We start from the raw sequence: 19,308 nt of genomic DNA on the forward strand, positions 1-19,308 counted from the left end.
GTTTGGAGTCGCGTCGCGCTCTTGGAGTCAGTCGGCTCGACGAAGTTCGCTCGCGTTATTTCGAGTCAGCGACACCTTTCCCCATTTGAGCTGAAAGAATCGCGGCAGGCGAGTAGTTCGCAGACGCGGGCTAAGGCAAAAGCGCAGGCGCAGGCGCAACCTTCTCCTGCGACGGGTGAGGTGCGCGTTCAAGGAAAGCCGCGGACCCATCCTTGGATTGAGCCCTGCGCGCTCCGCGGAGCGGACATCCCCCTTCAGGGGACCTAGCTAGCCGAACGGCCTGACGGACAAACTCGTCCACATCCGCGCAGGGGATACTCAGCGTCACGCCGGCAAAGGCCTCAACGGCTCGTCGGCGGCAGCGCCCCCAAGTAGGTGGTCTGCAAGCCATCGATCTCGCCTGCCTCGTACTGCTCGATCGCATGCGCCGTCCAACCGGCGCACCGGCCGAGCACATAGAGGACGTGCTGACGCCCGAAACCGAGGCCGCGGGCGACAAGGCCGTTTACAAAGGCGAACCCAGGGTGGGCGTCGAACGTCTCGGACATCAAGTCTATCGCCGCCTTCACCCGACGGAATCCGATCTCGTCGCCTCGCACCCGCTCGTAGGCCGCCAGAAGGTGCAGTGCCCGCGGATCACGCCCCGCGTAGGGCGCCGGCGACTGGAATCCAGGGATCAGCTCGCCCTCGTGGAGCCGGCGGATAATGATGCCGCGGGGATCGGGGGCCTCGATCAGCTCCGCGATCAGCCGGGAGATCCCGTCGGAACGCCCGAAGAGGCTCCGGCGGCCGGTGACGATCGCAAGGCCTGCGAGGACCGCGCGGTAGGGCGATACCCCGGTGCTCGCCACGGCACGGACCGCGTGGGTCCCTGCCCCGAAACCATGGTCGGCGGACAGCACAAGCAGCCGGCGAATGAGGTCCGCCGCATCGGCGCTGCGGCCGAACCTCGCAGCGACCTGGAGATGCAGCGGTTCGGCGGAGATTGCCTGGGCGCCAGTCAGGATCGCAGCGTACCAACGCATGATCTCACCGCCACTCCGGGCCATTCCGAGCCGGGTGAGATCGAAGGCGCGTGGGTTGGCGTGCTCCAGGAATGGAAGCATCGCGATCGCCGTGTCCGTCGTCATTTCGCCCGCGAGATCGTCGCGCAATCGCGCCCAGAGGTTGGGAGCGCCCGCGAACCGCGGCTCGAATGCCTCGCCGACCTCGACCTCCCAAAGGAGGGCCGCCACGTCTTCGAGGGTCGCATGGTCGGCGAGGTCGATGGCGCTCTGGCCGCGGAAATACGGCCCCTCGGGTGTCAGGAGGGTGATGTCCGTCGTGGAGGTCAGTCCGCCAGACGCCACCCTATTCGCACGCTGCGCCGCGCGCTCGACGTCAGGCAGCCAGTAGCGGCGCTTCCGCGATCCCGGGACCTTCTGAGACCGGATGTTCTTTCGCCCTACGTAGGCGTAGAGGGTCGGCAGGGCGACGCCGAGCCGTGCGGCGGCTTCCTCGGCCGAAATGTAGAGCTGATTGCTCAAAGCGGCGCGACATCCAAACTATCTGGGATAGGCGATACATTGCGTCGCCCCAGGCCGTCCATCGACCGCCCAGGGCGCGCCCGCATCAGAACCGCGCCGTAAGCCGGGCGTAGTAGCGGCGGCCGATCAGGTCGTAGGTCGACAAGCTGGTCGTCCCAGGTGTCACGCCGAACAGCGGCGGGGACTCGTCCATCAGATTGTTCACCCCCATCGCAAGGTCGAGGTTCTCGCGCACGGCCCACCGGCCGCTCAGGTCGAAGTAATGCCGTGACTTCACTCCGCGCGTGCTCCCGGTCGTTCCCACATTGGCGGCGTTGGACTGGCCATCGATGTAGCGCCACTGGAGGAACGCCGCGACCGGTCCGACCTCGTACCCGAGCGTGGTCGTCAGCTTCCATGTCGGCCGGGTGTCCGCATAGGGGTCGATCTGGGCGTTACCCATCGTACCGGCGAACTCCCGGAACGGCGAGTTCGGCAGGTTCTGGATCTTGTAGTCGATCAAATAGCTGGCGAGGACGTTCGCCAACACGGCGCCCGGAAGGTCGCCAAGGCCCATGTCCGCAACCGGCATGCGCCAATCGAGTTGGGCGTCGATACCGCTCGTCTTGTACCCCCCGAGATTCAGCACCGGCGTGTTGATGACCGAGATCAGTCCGGAGGCCGACTCGCGCGCCAGCTGGCTGCAGAAGTAGTTGGACCTGTCGTAGGTCGGATTGGACCCGTCCGCATTGAAGCACTTCGACACGGTCAGAAGGCCGGTCACGCTGCCGATCGCGTCTTCCAGGGTGATCTTGTAGTAGTCGACCGAGAGCGAGGTCCGGCTGAGCCAGGGGTTCTCGAAGGACGGACGCAGCACGGCCCCCACGGAATAGGTGTCCGCCGTCTCCTCACGCAGGGCCAGATTGCCTTGGCTGGCCGTGTTGGTCCGAGAGTTGGTGTTCCGGTAGTTGTCGATCAGTGCGGCGGGCACGCCCTGCGCGAGGCAGAGCTGCCGCACCTGCGCCGAGCCGGCATAGGCTGCGGACCGATACTGGGAGCGGACATCGCAGGGATCGCCCACCCCAATGGCGCCCGGATTGCCCAGCGCCTCGGAGCTTGGCGTGGGCGCCGTGAACAGTTCGCCAACGTTCGGGGCGCGGATGGCACGCTGGTAGCCGCCGCGGACGCGCAGCCAGCCGGCCGGCTTCCAGTCCAGGCTGGCCTTGTAGGTGTGGACACCGCCGATGCTGTCGTAATCGGAGTACCGGTAGGCGACGTCGAGGTTGAGCTCCTGCACGAGCGGCTGGTCGCGCACGAGCGGCGCGAGCAGTTCCACGTAGAGCTCCCCCACCTCGGTCGCTCCGTGCGAGGGCGAGGTGGCCTGGGCGTTGACCAGGTCAAGGTTCACCAGCAGCGGATCTGGCGAGAAGTCATAGCTGTTGCGGCGGTACTCCGCGCCGGCCGCGAATCGCAGCTCCCCAGCGGGCAGCGCCAGGAGCCCGCCTTGGACGCTGGCCTGCAGGTTGGTCTGCACCAGCTTCGTGTCAGTGTGGATGGTCCGGGCGAGGTAGTTATGGCAGGCGACGGAGAGCGTCCGCAGGCCGAAGGGGTTGTAGCCGCCGGCGCAGAGGCTGCGGCCCCCATCGGGCGCGTTCAGGAGCCGCTCCAGCGCTGATAGGCTCGGATAGCCCTCGTTGGTCTCTTGGTACCGCGTCTCGCCGCGGGTCCCGAACACGTCGAAGGTCCAGTCGCGGACGGGCAGCTTGCCGGCGGCTCCGAGCGTAATCTGGTAGACCGTCCAGTCATTGGACTGCACGCGCAGACCCACCTCATTCATGCGGGTCGAATAGAGGAAGGGCGCCGTCGGGTTCGGACGGGACGCCAGGAGCGCGGCGACGTCGGCGGGCACGAAGGGGTTGTTATAGGGGATGGTCAGCGGACGTGGCGCCGTGGCGCCGCCTGCGACGGGCGCGACCACCTGGGTCTCGGCCTCGTAGCTCGTGAAATAGGCCTGGGCGTAGGCCTGAACCGACGAGGTCACGTCATAGGAAGCGCGACCGAAGACCGAATAGCGAGTCAGTGGCAGCTGCAGATAGTAGACCTGCCCAGTATTGTAGAAATACGTGTTGTTGAGCGTGAAGACGAGATTGCCGAGATCGTCCCGGAAGTTGAGGGCCGGGCTCGCAGCACTGAACAGCGTGCCATCTGAATTGAAGCCCAGGGTGTTGCTGCGCGGGACGGTCCCTGGCGCGATTCCGTAGCGCCCGAAGATCGCGTTGACCGCGGCCTGGGTCGGAAGGTTTGCCGCGTCTGGGCGGATCACGCCTTCCGGCAGGTTGGCCGAGGCCGACGAGATCCGAAAGAAGTCACGGTCCGACATCATCACCGGCTTGCGGTCCGTGTAGCTTAGGCCCAGCACCGCCTGCCCGCGATCATCCGCGAACCGGCCGCCGAGCACGCTGCTGAGTTGCAGGGTCTCGCCGTCGCCCTCCTCTGTGACGCCGTACTGCGCCTTGAGCTCGAGGCCGTCGAAGTTGCGCTTGAGGCGGAAGTTGACGACGCCGGCGATGGCGTCCGAGCCGTAGACCGCGGAGGCGCCGCCGGTAATCACCTCGACGTTTTCGATCAGTGAGTCTGGAATGGTGTTGAGGTCGACCGAACCGTCCGAGTTGGATGGCTGCAGGCGCCTACCGTCCAGCAGGACCAGCGTCCGGGGTTGGCCCAGGCCGCGCAGGTTGGCGTTCGCCTGACCGCCCCGGCTCGTCAGGTTCGAGGAGGCGGTCGCCGAGGCCGTGAACTGCGGCAGTTGGTTGAGCGCGCCTTCAGGCGTCACCGCCCCGCCCCGCTCCAGACGGTCCGCGCCGACCGTGACGATCGGGCTCTCCGAGACGAAGTCCCGGCGTGCGATGCGCGAGCCCGTGACCACGACCTCGCTTACGGCTTCGCCGTCCGGATTCCCGGACGACTGCGCCTGCGCCGAGGCGCCAGCGGCCGCCGCCAGGATAACGCTCAACGGGAACACCATACTCTTCGTACGGATACTCATGTCTTGACCTCCCCTTGCTCCGCCGTCGAGGCGGTGTTTTGTAGTTGGACGCGGGACGTGCTCGTTCGGCGCGCTGCGACCTGGCCGCGGCGCGGGACGGAGACATCGAGGCGCAGCCCCCAAGGGGGGCGGCCCTCAGGGCACTTCGATGTTCATGAGCGGCACGAACTGCTGGCCGCCGTGCATGTCGGTGTCGCCGATGTCGCCCTGGAACACCGGCCGCGGGATGCTGAACTTCATCGCCAGGGCGTTCTCGCAGTCGAAGAAGCGGACCTTCGCCTCGTCGACGTGGAAGAGATCAGCGAAGGTCTGCGTCGACACGACGCCGGCGGCGCGGGTCCGTTCGTAGGCCTGGCGGTCGCGGAAGATGATGTCGAACGTCAGGACGAAGGGCCCGGCGTTCTTGCTGCGGATCAGCGCGGTGAGCTCATGCAGTTTCATTGGGCGACCCCGTCCCGGAAAGTGTGGAAAGCGGTCCGGAACATCTCGTCCTTGGTCCGCGGGATCGCCACGTGGTTGAGATTGAAGCGGTAGACGGCGCCGCGTTCGAGCTGCGCAGGATTGTGCAGGCAGGCGAAGCCGGTAATGGCGCCCATCCACTCGGGCACCCCGTGGTGCAGGAAAGGCTGCCGAGTCAGCTTCACCACATCGGTCGCGATTTCCTGGGTAGGCGCTGTCGCCTCCACCACGATCCCGACTTCCCGCGGCGGCGTGGCGCTGACGGGCTTACGCCCGACGGTGACTCCGTTGTCGCCATAGACGTGGAAGACCAGCTTGACGTCGCGGCCCAGGGTCACGCCCAGGAGCCGCTCGGCGAGGTCGCCGACATAGGTGCGGATCTCCTCCAGCCAGGTGTCAAGGCGCTGAAGAATGAACGGATCGCGGATGCCGCCGATCATGATCGTCTGGAAGCCGACCCGCTCGGCGCCCTCCAGCTTCACCGTGTATTCGTCGGTCGGCTGGAAGGCCGAGCCGCGGATCCGCACCGCGGTCTCGTCGAGGGCCTCGTAGGTGCTGGCGGTGAGGTCCAGCGTGCCGGAAGACTCCTTCTGGAGAAACGGATCGGCCGCCTCATAGAGGCTGTGCGCTGCGATACTCAGCGGCGTCGCGCGGATGTTGTCGCCCACCGGCCTAAGGACCGCGGCGTCGGCGGTGATGACGCCCGTCAGAACGCCGCGCCCGCCGATGCACGACATGGTCCCGCATTCCGCGACCTTGCCGGCGTGCCAGGCGAGGCCTTCCGGCAGGCCCTCGGCGATCGGCATGGCGGCGTAGAGCGCCGAGTCGCTGCAACGGCCGGCCACCACCATGTCCGCTCCGGCCGCCAAGGCGGCCTGGAGCGGCTCGACGCCCATCATGCCGACGATGCGCTCGCTGCGGCGGAACGTACCGGCGTCGATCTCAGGGGCAGGGTCGAGCGGGCGGATCCGCCCTTCGGCATAGAGTCCTTCGAGGTAGGCGGGGTCCTGCTCGGAGCGGATGACAGCCAGCCGAAAGGACTGGCCGAACTCGCCGGCGATCTCGCGCACGATGTCGACCACCCAGTCCACATGCGGATCGCCGCCGGCCGTCCCGGCGGAGCCGATCAACGCCGGGATGCCCACCTTGTCACGCGCGGCCATGATCGCCGTCAGGTCGCGCTTGACCGCTGCTCGCGAGAACGCCGGAACGCCGCCGCCCAATGCGAACGGACCTGGATCGGTGGAGCCGGCATCCGCGGCGATGAAGTGGGGCCTGAGCGCAAGCGCGCGGTCCAAGGCCGCGGCATTGACCCCAACGCCCAACGCGCCCGTCGCCGCGATGAAACGGACCTCGTTCATCGAACCTCCCTCACGGCTCTGCGGCCGCACGTCTCGCCTCCGGTCGACACCGGGTGGCCGTTTGAATTTCCAGAGGGTTAGAGCGGGCCAGATCACATCGTCAATCTGTATGGTTTCCATACACATGTCGGCACTGACGTGGACGATTTTTGTACAGATTGACATGCAGGGCTGAGCGACGGACGTCTCCGCACATCCCCCGCAGAGGGGCCAACCAGGGAGATGAGGACCGATGCGGACCGCGCCTACGAACGTGCGCCAGCGCTGCCTGCGGAGCCCGGCCCGGTGAGCGATCTGAGGCCCTCCAGCGCGGGGCGACATCGGCCCATGCGGGTGCTCCGATCTGACGCTGCGCCCCGGCTCGGCGTCAGCGCAATGTCGTTCTACGCGCTCGGGTCGATGTCGAACGGGATCAAGAACCGCAGCCTCAGCGCCTTCTTGCTGCTCTTCTACAACCAAGTCCTCGGCCTGCCCGCCCCCCTGGTGGGCGCGATCATCATGGTGCTGCTCGCCATCGACGGCCTGCTTGACCCGATCGTCGGCGTCGCCTCCGACAACGCCCGGACCTGTTTGGGCCGCCGCCACCCCTTCATGTATGCGTCCGCCATCCCGTACGGGGTCTGCTTCGCGCTCATCTGGAATCCTCCCAGAGACGCCGCGCCGGCTGTGCTCGCGGTGTGGCTAATCCTCACGCTCTTCGGCACCCGGGTGTTCGACACCTTCTTCGAGGTCCCCTCCTCGGCGCTGGGGCCGGAACTGGTGGAGGACTACGACCGTCGGACAACACTCATCACCGTGCGGTACTTCTTCACATTCCTAGGCGGCGTCATCCTCACCTTCATCGCTTACCGGGTCTTCCTGCGCGATGGCCCCGCAGCTTCCGATGGGCTCTTCAGCCGGGCTGGCTACGGGCACTACGGCCTACTCGCCGGCCTCGTGATCGCCACGGTCATCCTCGTTGCGACCCGCTCGACCCATCACCGTATCCCCTGGCTCCGCGACCCGCCGCCGCGAACCGCGTCCCCCCTCCAGCTGTTCCGGGAGACCCTCTCGACGCTCGCCACGCGGTCCTTCTGGGTCGTGACGGCATCCGGCACGTTTGCGGCCACTGCGGGCGGCGTGCTCGCTGGTCTGTCCACCTACTTCCACGTCTACTTCTGGGAGCTCGGCCCGAAGCAGCTTTCCTATCTCGTGACCGCAGGGTTCGCGGCATCGCTCGGCGCGCTCGTTGTGGCCCCCGCTCTGTTCTCGAGGGTCGGAAAGCGGAACGGCGCCATCATCCTGTTCATCGCCGCGTTCGCCGTCGACGCCGTGCCCGTCGCCCTTCGCCTGCTGGATCTGCTGCCCGAGAACGGCTCGGCCCCCATCCTATGGATCCTGATTGGCGAGGCGCTCCTCAGCGGCGCGATCGGGCTGATGCTCAACATCGCCTTCTCCTCGATGGTCGCCGACCTGACTGAGGACGCCGAGATCCGCACGGGCCTGCGCTCGGAAGGCCTGCTGATCTCCGCAGACAATTTCCTGAAGAAAGCGACATCCGGCCTCGGCGTGTTCATCTCCAGCGTGGTGCTGACGCTCGTGGGCTTTCCCGAAAAGGCCCGGCCCGGGCAGGTGCCCGAAGCCGCACTCCGGGAACTCGGCCAGTTCTTCATTGTCGCGCTCGGCGCCATCTACCTGGTCGCCATCCTTTGCCTCCTGGCCTTCCCCATCGATCGCAATGCGCACCAGCGGAACCTCGAGACGCTCAAGCGCTCAGGCACAGATCCGAGGGATTCGGCGGAGGGGGTGTCTACTTAGCGCCAGTCGCCGCCATTTGGCTTCTCCCTATGCGCATCAGCGGCGAAACAGCTCAGGAACCGAGAGGCCTTCGGATCCTGCTGAACAGGACAAGGCGAGGCTAAAACGCGCTGGAGCGCGGCGAAACCGCGCCTGCTCCCGCTCCGCCCCGGTTGAACAGCAAAGATTAGCTCGCACTGAAGCTAGCCGGCTGACGGCATCTTCCAGATGCGGGTGTCCGGAAAGCCTCCGTTGTCAGCCCCCTGCCGATTGGCGACACCCCTCCCCCGGCTCACGCGGACGTAGGGGGCCGAGAACTCGGACGCTCTATCGAGCTTGTCGCTTTGGCCGGGGGACCCGTCAATCAGCCAGCGCCAAGTCTGGCTTCGCCAGCCTTTCAAATGCGGGCCGCGCGATGGCGTAACCTTGGACGAGCGTGGCGCCCAGCTCACGCAGCGTCGCGAGCTCGGCGTCAGTTTCGACGCCCTCGCAGACCACCTCCACGCCAAGGTCCTTCAGCATCTTCAGAAGGCTGCTGACGATGCGCCGCTTTACGCCGTCACGGTCGATGCCGCGGATCAGCTCCATGTCCAGCTTCACGATGTCGGGCTGGAACTTCGCGAGCAGACCCAGGCCTGAATAGCCCGCGCCGAAGTCGTCGATAGCTGTTTTGAACCCCATCTCGCGGTACGTGTGAAGAATATTGAGCAGGTGATCGGTGTCGATGCGCTCAGCCTCGGTGAACTCGAAGATGAGCCTGTTGAGCGGAAAACCGGTTTGAGCGGCGGTCGCCAAGGTGAGCCGGATGCAGGCGCGCGGCTCATAGACCGCGTTCGGCATGAAGTTGATCGAGAGGTAAGCGCCGTCTGCCGCGAGACCCAGGCGGTTCGCCAGATCGATCGCCGTCACTCGGCATCGTTGGTCGAACGCGTACAGATTGCTGTCATCGACGCGCGCGAGGATCGCCCCCGCACTCTCGCCGCCCACGCCGCGCACAAGAGCCTCGTGCGCGAAGACCCTGCCTGTTCGGATGTGCGTGATGGGCTGGAAAGCCATCGATATCGCATGATCGAAGGCAAAGCCGTCGCGACATCCTTCGCACTTGGCCATACGGGTCCTCAACTCGAAGCGCGCCCAGTGAGGCGCGCCGGGCCAGACAATCCAACGGTTAAGCTGTGGCTGGGTTCCCCAGCTCAGCCTATGGGCATGAGGCGTAGAGCGTCTAGCCGACATCGATCGGCGGCCGGGGCGTGGCTTGGTTGATGGCATCGCCGAAGTCGCCGGCACCCATCGTCGGGCGCAACGAGGCGCGGGGCGAGCGGCCCATCGACAGCCTCAGTCTGTTCGCCTCGAGACACCCACAGGCGCTGATCCGGCCACAACCTAGCGCGGCCCGCGGCGTCCGATCGTCCAGGGCGCGAGGGATAAGCCACGGAGCTCGAGAGCAGCCTGAAGCTGTTCAAGCTTTGGCCGTCCGCGACGGCATGACTCCAGGGAGACGCCGACCGTTGAGCGTCTGACGAAAGATCCAGGCTTCGTGGGCGTACGCCGACCGCATCCCTCGTGACGTCATCGGCAGGGCGCCTGACCTTCATACCGAGGGATCCAGACAAGGATCTGTTCGTCCCCAGCCGCGCCGGTGAACCGAGCTGGCGAACCCCGGCGCCGCAGCGCAAGGCGTCTCTATTCGGGAGCGGCCCGGGAAGGCGGGGCCCTCAACGCCCGCGTCGACACGCGGGCGCCCTGCTGCTGCGCTTCGACGCCCACCACGGCTCGTCGCGCGTAACGCCGGAGCGCGCGAGCCATAGGCCGGGCCTGACACAGTCGACACCCACCCCGGATGGAGCGCGCTACTGCCGATGCGCAGGCAAACCCCTGAGCCGGCGAGGTCAGGACCCGAGCCGGCACGGCCATTGGGGGTCCGACCGCGGCCGGACCCCTGTCGGCTCAGACCTGCGCAAGTCCGCCGTCGACGAAGACTTCTCCGCCAGTCATGTAGCTAGAGTCCGAGGAGGCCAGGAACGCCGCCACGGCGCCGGTTTCGCTGGGATCGCCCAACCGGCCGATGGGGGTGCCGGCGCCCAGCGCCTCGAACGCCGCCTCGCCGACGACATTCAACGCCAGATCGGTTCTGGTGGGGCCGGGAGACAGCACATTGACGCGGATGCCTGTGCCCTGCAGATCGAGCGCCCAGCTTCGCGCCAGATTGCGAATGGCGGCTTTCGTGGCGCTATAGACGCTGAACTGCGGCGTCCCCATCACGCCGGTGCTCGATCCGGTGAGGATGATAGATGATCCCGGGCCCATCAGCGGCAGCGCCTTCTGCACCGTAAAGATGACTCCCTTCACATTGACGTCGAAGATCGCGTCGTAGTGCGCCGGCGTGATCTCGCCGAGCGGCGCGAAGGCGCCGGTTCCAGCGTTGGCGAAGACGATGTCGACCTTCCCGCGCTCCGCCTTCACCGCGTCGTAGAGCCGATCCAAGTCGCCAGGATCGGTCACCGAACCGGCCATTGCGCGTGCGTTCGGGCCAAGCGCCTTCAGCGCGGCGTCGAGCTGCGCCTGTCGGCGACCGAAGATGTAGACGAAGGCGCCTTCCTCGATGAACCGCTTGGCCGCGCCGAGTCCGATCCCGGTGCCGCCGCCGGTCACCACGGCCGTTTTGCCCGTCAACCTGCTCATGTGTGCTCCTTTGCTCAGGTTGACCTCAGCTGGCGTCGCACCCACCTATCGGCAAGTATGCACCTTTTGGTAAGTAACTAAGAATGCCGTCAACACCGACCAAGCAAGCCGCGCCCGCCACGCAGGGCTGCACTCCCAAACTGCCAGGCTTCACCTGCGGGCTCGACGCTACGCTGCGCGTCATCTCCGGCAAGTGGAAGCCGCTCATCCTGTATTTCCTCGCCCAGGGTGGCCGCACCCGCTACGGCGATCTGCGCCGCGCCGTGCGGGACGCCAGCGACAAGATGCTGATCCAGCAGCTCAAGGAGCTTGAAGCCGACGACCTGGTGAGGCGGACCGACTACAAGGAAGTCCCTCCACGTGTGGACTACAGCCTCACGCCGCTGGGCCTGAGCCTCGCAGAGGCGCTCGTGCCGCTGTGTGCCTGGGGCACGGAAAACATGGACGCGGTCAGCAGAGTGTTTGCACAGCGACAGTCGGCAAGCGCCGGGCGCGTTTGAGGCCAGCCGTTCGCAAAGCTGTTCGGCTCCGCGCCAGAGCGCCCGAGCGCGAGGCTCTCCAGACCCGATCCTATGCCTGCGTACAGCGGCTCCGCTCGACTCGGGCTCGCAGCCTGCGGAGCGCGTGAACAAACGCAGCGCCCAGGAGCATGACTCTCGTCCCCGATCGACAAGCAGACCTTCAGATCCGCCTGACAATCGAACAATCGCAAGTGGACCGGGCCTAGACATCGCGCGCCGGCGGCCGCCGCTTTCCGCCACGCTTCGGTGAGCGCATCGGCGAGGCAGCCTTGCGCCGCGCCCTGCCAGGTTGCTCCTGTGCGCCAAGGATGCGGGCGCAGATGCAGGCGTGGCTGCCTTCTCGGCTCGGGCGTCGCTTGATCGCGGCCGCCTGTCGCGCCGTGGGCGTGTAGCCTAGCCGTTGGTACAGGCCTGCGAAGCCGCCGAAGCGCTTACCGAGCAAGGCGCAGACGGCGCTACCGACCTCTTCGATGACAAGGCGTTGGCTGATGTACCCGTGGCGCTGCAGCAGGGATCTGGCGACCTCGAGCAGCGCGTCGTTCGTGACCGGACGCATTCCGCTGCGGCGTTGCCCATGAAACGCGAACGCTCGGAGAGACATGACGCGCGCGTCTTGGTTCATGTCGTAGCCCACCCGCCTGTAGACCTCGATCAAGCTTCCGAAGCGGGCCTGATACGTGGATGCACACGGCACGCGAGGCGTCTCGTCGATCAGGTTCGCCGACAAGTAACCGGTCCGCGCGAGCAGATCCCTGAGAGCCTCTAGCATTCGGTCGTCGGACCAGCCGCTGACCTGGCGCCGCTCTCGCTCACGCTGAGCCGCATTGAAGAGCCGCCGGCTGATGAGGGGCTCGTGCGTATTCTCCTGCAGCCGCCACAACGGCGGCGCGGCTCGCCTTGCAGGCTCGCCAAGCCGGTTCGTAACCCGTCCGCGAAGCGTATGACCAATGTACTTGGGGTTCTGGAGCAGACGGGAAACCTTCTCCGCGTTCCACTGCGCGCCGCCTTCGGCCGGGATGGCGGAGCTATTCAGGTCCCGCGAGATCTCCAGGCCTGTCCAGCCCTCGCGGACGTAGCGTCGGAAGATTTGGCGCACGACCGCTCGCTCTTCGGGCGGCCCTGGCGTCAGGATGACCCGATAGCCTGCAGCGAACTTGTGCTCTTGCCATTGCATCACCGGGCCCAGTTCACCGGAACGCTTCACCAGCTGACGGCGGTATCCGTACCCAGGCGGGCCTCCCGTCCACAGCCCCATGGCTGCGGCGTTGCGCTGGCCCCAGCGGATCTTGCTGGAGAGGTCGCGACTGTACTCCGCCGCCATGGCGCGCTTGATGTTCTTGATGAGGGTGGCGGCCAGGCTGCCGTCGTTGCTGAACGGCTCTGCGCAGTACTCCACTCGCACCCCACCGGCCTTGCAGATGAACTCGTAGTGGGCGCCCTCGTCAGGGTCCTGGAAGCGTCCCCAGCGGCTCACGTCGTAGACAAGTAGCACGTCATAGTCCGCGCGCTTCTCCAGGACATCTGCGAGCAGCGCCTTCAGACCGGCGCGCTTGTCCAGCGTCAGACCGCTGATCCCCTCGTCGGCGTAGGTGCGAACGATGTCGTATCCGGCCGCCACGGCATGGGCGGCGAGTGACGCCTGCTGGAAGGTCGTGGAGTACTCCTGCCGCTCGGTTGACACTCGCAGGTACTGGGCCGCCCGCGCGCGCCCCGCTAAAGCTTCGCTGTCCAAGGGAAGCACCATTCTGCTGCCGCTGGCACGCTGCGGATCGGCGTGACAGCGATCCTCATCTTACGCTTCGCAAGGACGCAGAGACAGCCGGTCGCGGTCAGCGGCGCTCAGGGCAGGTGCGCTTTGGGCGCCCGGTCCCTGAGCCAAGAGCGTTCTGCCGACGCGGACCAGCTGGGCGCCTTCAGCGAGATGGCTGACCCGGAAGCCGATCTGCGGCGCCGCTTGCGGCGTCTCCTTCCGCTCCACGCGGCTGTCCCGCGGAGGTCCGTTGCGGCGGCGCCAGACCGTGGGTGGCGGGTTGAGACGATGCGCGCAGCACGGCGGGGGCGCCGGCGAGACCCGGCGGCGCGGCGCCCCCGCGCGGCTCAGCGGCCGGTCACCGCCTGGTAAACCAGGGGATAGGAGATCGCCCGGGTGGGCGGGGTCCCGGCGTCCGGCCGGCTGCCGTCCAGGTTCTGGATCATGCCCACGAATACCAGGTCGTTGGTCGGATCGATCCAGAACCAGGTCCCGAAGGCGCCGCCCCAGTAGTAGGTGTCCTTGCCCTGGGGCGTGGCGGCGGCCTTGGGGTCCATGATGATGGCGAAGTCCATGCCGAAGCCCACGCCCTCCTGGCTGGGGCCATAGAGGTCCACCTTCACCCCCGGCCGCAGGACGTTGGTGCGCATCAGCTTCACCGTCTCCGGCCGCAGGATGCGGGCGCCGTCCAGCTCGCCGCCGTTGAGCAGCATCTGGGCGAACCGCCAGTAGTCCTCCGCCGTGGAATAGAGCCCGCCGCTGCCGGCCAGGAACTTCGGCGGCGCGGTGGCCGTCCGCATGCCGGCGTCCGCCGCCACGATCCGGGCCTGGGCGTCGTAGGTGTGGACTCGGGCCAGCCGGCCGAGCTTCTCCGGAGCCACCCAGAACTGGGTGTCGGCCATCCGCAGGGGGGTGAAGATCCGCGTCTGAAAGAACTGGTCCAGGGACTGGCCGGACAGCTTCTCCACCAGGTAGCCCTGGATGTTCACGCTGGGGCCGTAGCGCCAGTCCGCGCCGGGCTGGGCCGCCAGGGGCAGCTTCGCCAGCTTGTCGATCATGCCCTGCAGGTCGCCGTCGGAGAGGCCGGCCTGGGCGTAGCCGGCGCTCACGTCGAACCCGGCCGTATGGCTCATCAGCTCGGCCATGGTCATAGGGTGATCCTGGGGGACGAGCCGCCCGTCGGGCGTGCGCACCTTGAGGTCCCGGAACTCCGGGATGTGCTTGTGAACGGGATCGTCCAGCTTCCAGCGCCCCTCTTCCCAGAGGATCATCATGGCCACGCCGGTCACCGGCTTGGTCATGGAGGCGATGCGCCAGATGGTGTCGGTGCGGGCCGGCGCGCCGGTGGCGGCGTCCGCCGCCCCGTAGGCGTCGAAGTGGACCACCTTGCCCTTGCGGGCCAGCAGGGTCACCACGCCCGCCAGCTTCTTCTGGTCCACCAGGCCGTGGAACTCGCGGTTCAGGGCGTCCAGGCCGGCCTGGGAGACCCCCACCGACGCCGGCGCCGCCCGCGGCGGCTCGGCGGCGGCCGGTCCAGCCCCGCAGGCCAACAGGATGGCCAGGGCGGCGCCCGCCGCCCGTATCCGGTTCCGATGATGCATGGCGCGAAGCCTCCCCTGGCGCTTGTTCTTGTGATGGCCGGCACCCTGCCCGCGTCGACGTCCCATGTCATGCCCCCAGATGCGCGTCATGGGCCGACGGGCGGCGATGCGGCTCAGCCAGGGCAGGCCCGCGTCCGGGCGAGCCCCGCAGCTCGTGCTTTGCCGACCAAAAGGTCGTCATCCGACAACGTCCACGGCCGATCCCGTAGACCCGCTAGAGGCCTGTGCTCGCCCGGATGACCGCCAGACGAAGCTTCGCTGCAGCCGCGGCTGTCATGGTCTGCCCGCCGCGCTTCTCCATGGCGGCCTCCTGCCGCGCATTGGGCGCATAACCGAGCAGCGCGTAGACCTTGCGCAGCCCGCCGAACCTCCGGGTGAAGGTGTCCGCGTCCGGCAGGCCTTTTGCGCGCATCAGGGTGGTGTTGATCCGGCCTTCTTCGGCAAGCAGCCCGCGCAACATCTGCAGCAAGTCTTCGTCGGAGTACCGGCGGCCACGGCCGCAGCGGCCCTTGAATTGCGCCGAAAGCTGCTGCTGCTTCTCCGACGGTTCGTAGCCGGCCAGACGGTACGCCTCCGTCAGGCTCCCGAACCGTCTCCGGAAGGCGTCAAGACAGGGGAGGCCCGGCTCGGCTTCGATGAGCCGCGCGGTGAGCACACCCTTCTTCGCAAGGAGCGCGCGGAGCATCTGTATCAGGTCGTCATTCGTAGACCCCAGGTTGCGCCGGCGGATCAGGCGACGCACCTTGTCAAAGGTGGTCCGGCTGACGATGGGCTTCACGGCGCCTTCGATGCGCAGCCAGTCCTTCTCGGCTCGATTGATCTGCGGTCCGCCAAGCTTGCGGGACTTGCGACCACGCACCAGGACGCCGGCGTACTTCTCGTTGTTCAGAACCGCGGACACCCGCGAACGGGACCAGGGCTTGCCGCGTGTCGCCGGCACGCCCTCCCTGTTGAGGAGCGCCGCAAGCTCGGCGAACGGCGTCTGTTCCCGCAGGTAAAGCCGGAACAGCCGCTTCACGGTGGCCACCTCCTCCGGCGGCCCGTGCACCAGCACGATACGGTGACCGTGCAGGCATTTCCGCTGACCCCACTCGAGAACGTCCAGGCGCTCGCCCTCGTAGCTTACGATCTGCCGCCGCAGGCCATAGCCGGGCGCAGCCCCCATCCAGTAGCCCTTCTGCGACAGGCCAGCCTGGGTTTCGTAGGTCTTGTGCGACAGCTCGCGACTATATTCGGCCGCCATCACCCGCTTGATCGACTTCAAGAGGGTGGCGGTCAGGGAGCCATCATTGATGAAGGGTTCGGCGCAGTACTGCAGCCGGATGCCGGCGCGCGTGCAGAGATACTCGTAGTGGGCGCTTTGGTCCGGGTTCTGAAACCGTCCCCAGCGGCTGACGTCATAGACGAGAAGGATGGAGAAGTCCGCCGTCCCGCCAAGCACATCCGCCAGGAGCTCCTGGAGGCCCGCCCTGCGTTCCGTCAGCCCGGAGCGCCCTTCATCCAGATAGGTGCGCACGATCTCGAACCCGGCCGCCAGGGCGTAGGCCTGGTTGGTCGTAGCCTGGTACTCCGCCGAGTACTTCTGGTGCTCGGTGGACATCCGGATGTATTGCGCGGCGCGCAAGGGCCTGTCGACGTGCACGTGCGCACCTCCTGTGATCCAGAAGCCAGCGCAACCATGCCTTGTCGGGTCGCCGTTTGCTATCGTCCGCTTACCGCTGGCGTTTCGCAGCCTCCGTCGCCGCGATGATGTCGGGGTCGTCGACGAGCCCGTCCGCCAAACGCCACAAGGCCTGAAGCTTCCTGAACGCCGCATCGTTCCGGGGATCGCGCCGCCACCGGCGAAAGGCCCGCAGTTGCGCGACGGACACGGTCCGCGCGTTCAGATGGGCGAGCCATTCTGCAGCGTCACGCATGCGGGTTCTCCCGTGTTCGACCTCTCAAGGCGCGCAGGTCGACCGCCGCCGCCTCATGACGGCGAAAGACACCACGTCGGAAGGCGCCCCTCCCCAAGGGAAGAGCGGCTTGGCGGCGCGTCGCGCGATGGGATCCTATGGCGGCAGCGCGGCCGGCGCCATCATAGGCGACCGGCGCGCGCCACCACACCTCAGATTATCCAGAACGGCGCGCGCGCGACGCCGTCCGCCGATCTCGCGCCTTTTGGCGGCCAGGCGAAATGCCTGACGGCGAGGCCGGCCCAGCAGACGGGCGGCGCCCGCCTTGGCTCAGCGCCGCGCCCGCGCGCGGGCTTCCAGATCCGTGAGCCGCTGGTCCAGATAGGCCTGCTCCTCTCGCGTGGGGGTGAGGCGCCGGTAGGCGGCGGCCAGTCGGCTGAGATCTTCGTGCTCCACGCGCAGCTGCGCCTGCGCCGCGGCCGAGAGGCCGCTTGCGGGCAGGGCCCGCGCGATCGCCTGCAGACGTTCCGCCGGATCGCTCGAACGGGTCAGGTTCATGTCCCCTACGCGCGCGTCCAGGGCGTCCAGGCGCGTTTCCAGGTCCGAGCGCTCGCGGACGCTCAGAACGCCATCGCGCAGATAGTCAGACTCGACCGCCACCAGACTGGCGTACTCCGTCTTCAGCTGCGTGCCTTGGGTTCGCGTGAGGCGTCGAAGGCGGACGCTCTCGTCCACGCGGGCCTCGAACTCGCGGCGACCATCCGCCACCGAAGCGCCCGACACGCCGCCCGCGTATCCGCCCTCGGCGACGAGGCGGGTCAGGCTGTCATAGCGGTCGTTCAGCTCGGCGCGTTCCTGAACGCTGAAGCGTCGATCGACGCCATAGCGCGCCTCCAGATCCACAAGCGCGAGGTAGTCGGCCTTGGCGCGCTCGCCGGCGGCCCGGTTCAGCGCGCCAGACCGAACATCGCTGTCGATGCGCGCCTCGAACTGAGCGCGCTGCTGGGCCAGCGGCAGGCGCCCCAGGGACCACTGCGTGTCGAGCGACGTCGCTGCGCCGCGGCCGCCAAACAAGGCGCCCAGGATCGCCTCGATGCGCTCCTGCTGCGGCGCGGGGTCCGAGCTGGAGCGCGGCGTCTGCGCGTCAGCAACGCCCGCCGATACGGCGAACACGGCGAGAGCGGCGGCGAGAGTTCTCATGCGGGGAGCCTTGGCTGTTGAACTCACCTCACAATGGCTCAAACGCGCGTCAGTTGCGCACGGCGCCTCCCCCCTCGCGGCGCCCATGCAGGGCGGCGGCGCGCGCCTTGCGCGCATCGCAAGGCCGCCAGGTCGGATCGCCGGAAGGCTTCAGTGAGGCTCGCGTGGGCGCCGTGGCGCGCCGCCGCCGCCATGCCCAACCCTGCGGGAGAACCTTGTGGACGCGTCGGTCGCCACCGGCGAGGCAGGGGTGCCGGGATGACGCTCCCGGCGGGCGGCCGTCGCCCGTGTGCCGCAGGCGACGGCGCGCGACCCACCGTAGGGGAACGGGCCGGGGCCGCCGCGGCACATTGCGGCTGGCGACACGCCCCGTCAATCGATCCATCCCGCGAGGGGACGAGCGGCGATAGCCGACGCCGGGACGTGGCAAGGTCGCCCTGCCGTTCTGGCGTCTCATGCGGCCGTGAGCCCCACGCATGTCCGCAAAGCATGTCGCCGTCCACCGGAGCGTCGCGCTTGACTGGAGTCCGGCTGCCTTCGACGGCGCCAGACCCCAGTCGTCGCAGGCTCCGACACGCCTGAACCAGCGAGTTAGCCCGAAGTGGCTGCCCGCGCCACAGACGTGTCGCCGCAGGGACGGGTCACGGCCATCCCATCGCCGCCGCGCTGACGCCACGATGGGCGAGCCCCGGAGCGCAGGGCGCCCGAGACGCAGAGCGCCGTTCACAGAACTGTGCCTTGGCGCGCGCCGTAGCTGCACTGAAGATGCTGCTGTAGATGGACCGGATGGATCACGACTTCAACCTGGCGCTTATCGTGCTTGCCGCCGGCGCGCCCATGCTGCTGGCCGCTCAGACGGTGGTCTGGTCAAAGTGGCGCGCGCTCCGACACAGGTCGGGTTGAACCCGGTGCGCGGTCGCAGACCGAGGTCGCCTTAGGGCCTGGAAAGGGCTGTGGAGACGCCGAGCACAGAGGCGCCAGCGGCGCGCTGCGCCTCCTCCGGCAGCAGGTCGGCGAAGACGGGACGGCGATCCCGGCGGTTGAAAGGCGCCACGCGCCCGAGCGGGGAAATGGAGACGTCCGGTCGCGCCGGCTCGCCGACCCCAGCTGCATCATAAGCCAAGTCCACGTCGCCCTGGGCGTCGCGGCACGACGACCGGAGCGCCGCTCCACCAGGCCGCCAGGGACTTGTCATCGGGCGGACCTGGCTGGCGCGCAGCGCAATCGGCAGCGGTTGGCCGGGGGCGTGCGGCGCCGCCAGCATCCGGTCCCGGCGAACGGTGAGCTTGCCGCCCTCGAGCTCCACGCGGCGCGCCAGGCCGGCTCCAGTCGCCAGGCTCAGGCTTTGTCAGGCCCAGCCGGAGAGGCCGCGCGAACCCATTCAGCCCGCGTTCTGCGATGGACTCGATCCCAACATCGACCAGTCGCCGCTCGGTTCGTGCCGCTTCAGCCTTCGCGTGTTCATCAAAGGACTCCCGCAGTCGACGTCGTCATAATCAGGCAGCGGGTTCA

15 protein-coding genes are annotated in these 19,308 nt (G+C 67.6%); 3 read left to right on the top strand and 12 right to left on the bottom strand.

Translation table 11 applies throughout. The features are described 5' to 3' along the window. Nucleotides 1–341 precede the first annotated feature (341 nt). The 4 genes from ACE3Q8_RS15555 to ACE3Q8_RS15570 all read right to left on the bottom strand — a co-directional run bounded on the left by ACE3Q8_RS15555 (nt 342) and on the right by ACE3Q8_RS15570 (nt 6,536). Nucleotides 342–1,526, bottom strand: a complete 1,185-nt coding sequence (locus tag ACE3Q8_RS15555) for a citrate/2-methylcitrate synthase (protein WP_374471202.1) — start codon at nt 1,524–1,526, stop codon at nt 342–344. A gap of 85 nt (nt 1,527–1,611) precedes the next feature. Then, complete coding sequence (locus tag ACE3Q8_RS15560; protein ID WP_374471203.1) at nt 1,612–4,551, bottom strand: TonB-dependent receptor domain-containing protein; 2,940 nt, start codon at nt 4,549–4,551, stop codon at nt 1,612–1,614. A gap of 135 nt (nt 4,552–4,686) precedes the next feature. Then, nucleotides 4,687–4,992, bottom strand: a complete 306-nt coding sequence (locus tag ACE3Q8_RS15565; protein WP_374471204.1) for a DUF4387 domain-containing protein — start codon at nt 4,990–4,992, stop codon at nt 4,687–4,689. Continuing rightward, nucleotides 4,989–6,536, bottom strand: a complete 1,548-nt coding sequence (locus ACE3Q8_RS15570; RefSeq protein WP_374471205.1) for an acyclic terpene utilization AtuA family protein — start codon at nt 6,534–6,536, stop codon at nt 4,989–4,991. Before ACE3Q8_RS15570 ends, ACE3Q8_RS15565 begins: the two co-directional genes overlap by 4 nt. Nucleotides 6,537–6,746: 210 nt before the next feature. On the opposite strand from ACE3Q8_RS15570, the gene ACE3Q8_RS15575 reads away from it, so the two are divergent. Further along, complete coding sequence (locus ACE3Q8_RS15575) at nt 6,747–8,168, top strand: MFS transporter (protein WP_374471206.1); 1,422 nt, start codon at nt 6,747–6,749, stop codon at nt 8,166–8,168. A 339-nt stretch (nt 8,169–8,507) separates the two neighbouring features. Here the strand turns inward: ACE3Q8_RS15575 and ACE3Q8_RS15580 are convergent, their stop codons facing one another. Beyond that, nucleotides 8,508–9,257 (bottom strand): EAL domain-containing protein, encoded by a 750-nt coding sequence (locus ACE3Q8_RS15580; protein WP_374471207.1) that lies wholly within the window; start codon nt 9,255–9,257, stop codon nt 8,508–8,510. Between the two features lie 837 nt (nt 9,258–10,094). Then, nucleotides 10,095–10,829: an SDR family NAD(P)-dependent oxidoreductase gene (locus ACE3Q8_RS15585; RefSeq protein WP_374471208.1), complete on the bottom strand. Its 735-nt coding sequence runs from the start codon at nt 10,827–10,829 to the stop codon at nt 10,095–10,097. An 83-nt stretch (nt 10,830–10,912) separates the two neighbouring features. On the opposite strand from ACE3Q8_RS15585, the gene ACE3Q8_RS15590 reads away from it, so the two are divergent. Continuing rightward, a complete protein-coding gene (locus ACE3Q8_RS15590; RefSeq protein WP_374471209.1) occupies nt 10,913–11,329 on the top strand; it encodes a winged helix-turn-helix transcriptional regulator in 417 nt (138 codons plus the stop codon). Nucleotides 11,330–11,552: 223 nt separating this feature from the next. Here the strand turns inward: ACE3Q8_RS15590 and ACE3Q8_RS15595 are convergent, their stop codons facing one another. The 5 genes from ACE3Q8_RS15595 to ACE3Q8_RS15615 all read right to left on the bottom strand — a co-directional run bounded on the left by ACE3Q8_RS15595 (nt 11,553) and on the right by ACE3Q8_RS15615 (nt 17,796). Next, on the bottom strand, nt 11,553–13,082 hold the full coding sequence (locus tag ACE3Q8_RS15595) for a recombinase family protein (RefSeq protein WP_374471210.1): 1,530 nt from the start codon (nt 13,080–13,082) through the stop codon (nt 11,553–11,555). Nucleotides 13,083–13,447: 365 nt separating this feature from the next. Further along, entirely contained in the window at nt 13,448–14,701 is a 1,254-nt protein-coding gene (locus ACE3Q8_RS15600; RefSeq protein WP_374471211.1) for a serine hydrolase domain-containing protein, read from the bottom strand. 214 nt (nt 14,702–14,915) lie between these two features. Then, the gene (locus tag ACE3Q8_RS15605; RefSeq protein ID WP_374471212.1) at nt 14,916–16,343 is read right to left on the bottom strand and encodes a recombinase family protein; all 1,428 of its coding nucleotides are present in this window, start codon (nt 16,341–16,343) and stop codon (nt 14,916–14,918) included. 70 nt (nt 16,344–16,413) lie between these two features. Continuing rightward, nucleotides 16,414–16,617, bottom strand: a complete 204-nt coding sequence (locus ACE3Q8_RS15610) for a FecR/PupR family sigma factor regulator (protein ID WP_374471213.1) — start codon at nt 16,615–16,617, stop codon at nt 16,414–16,416. A gap of 309 nt (nt 16,618–16,926) precedes the next feature. Continuing rightward, nucleotides 16,927–17,796 carry a hypothetical protein gene (locus ACE3Q8_RS15615; protein WP_374471214.1) on the bottom strand — a complete coding sequence of 290 codons (870 nt, stop codon included), beginning with the start codon at nt 17,794–17,796 and terminating at the stop codon, nt 16,927–16,929. Between the two features lie 777 nt (nt 17,797–18,573). Between ACE3Q8_RS15615 and ACE3Q8_RS15620 the strand changes: the two genes are divergently transcribed. Continuing rightward, nucleotides 18,574–18,699 carry a hypothetical protein gene (locus ACE3Q8_RS15620; RefSeq protein ID WP_374471215.1) on the top strand — a complete coding sequence of 42 codons (126 nt, stop codon included), beginning with the start codon at nt 18,574–18,576 and terminating at the stop codon, nt 18,697–18,699. Between the two features lie 31 nt (nt 18,700–18,730). Here the strand turns inward: ACE3Q8_RS15620 and ACE3Q8_RS15625 are convergent, their stop codons facing one another. Continuing rightward, a complete protein-coding gene (locus ACE3Q8_RS15625) occupies nt 18,731–19,102 on the bottom strand; it encodes a hypothetical protein (RefSeq protein ID WP_374471216.1) in 372 nt (123 codons plus the stop codon). Nucleotides 19,103–19,308: the final 206 nt, after the last annotated feature.

It is taken from the genome of Phenylobacterium sp., from assembly GCF_041913825.1.
GTDB lineage: Bacteria > Pseudomonadota > Alphaproteobacteria > Caulobacterales > Caulobacteraceae > Phenylobacterium.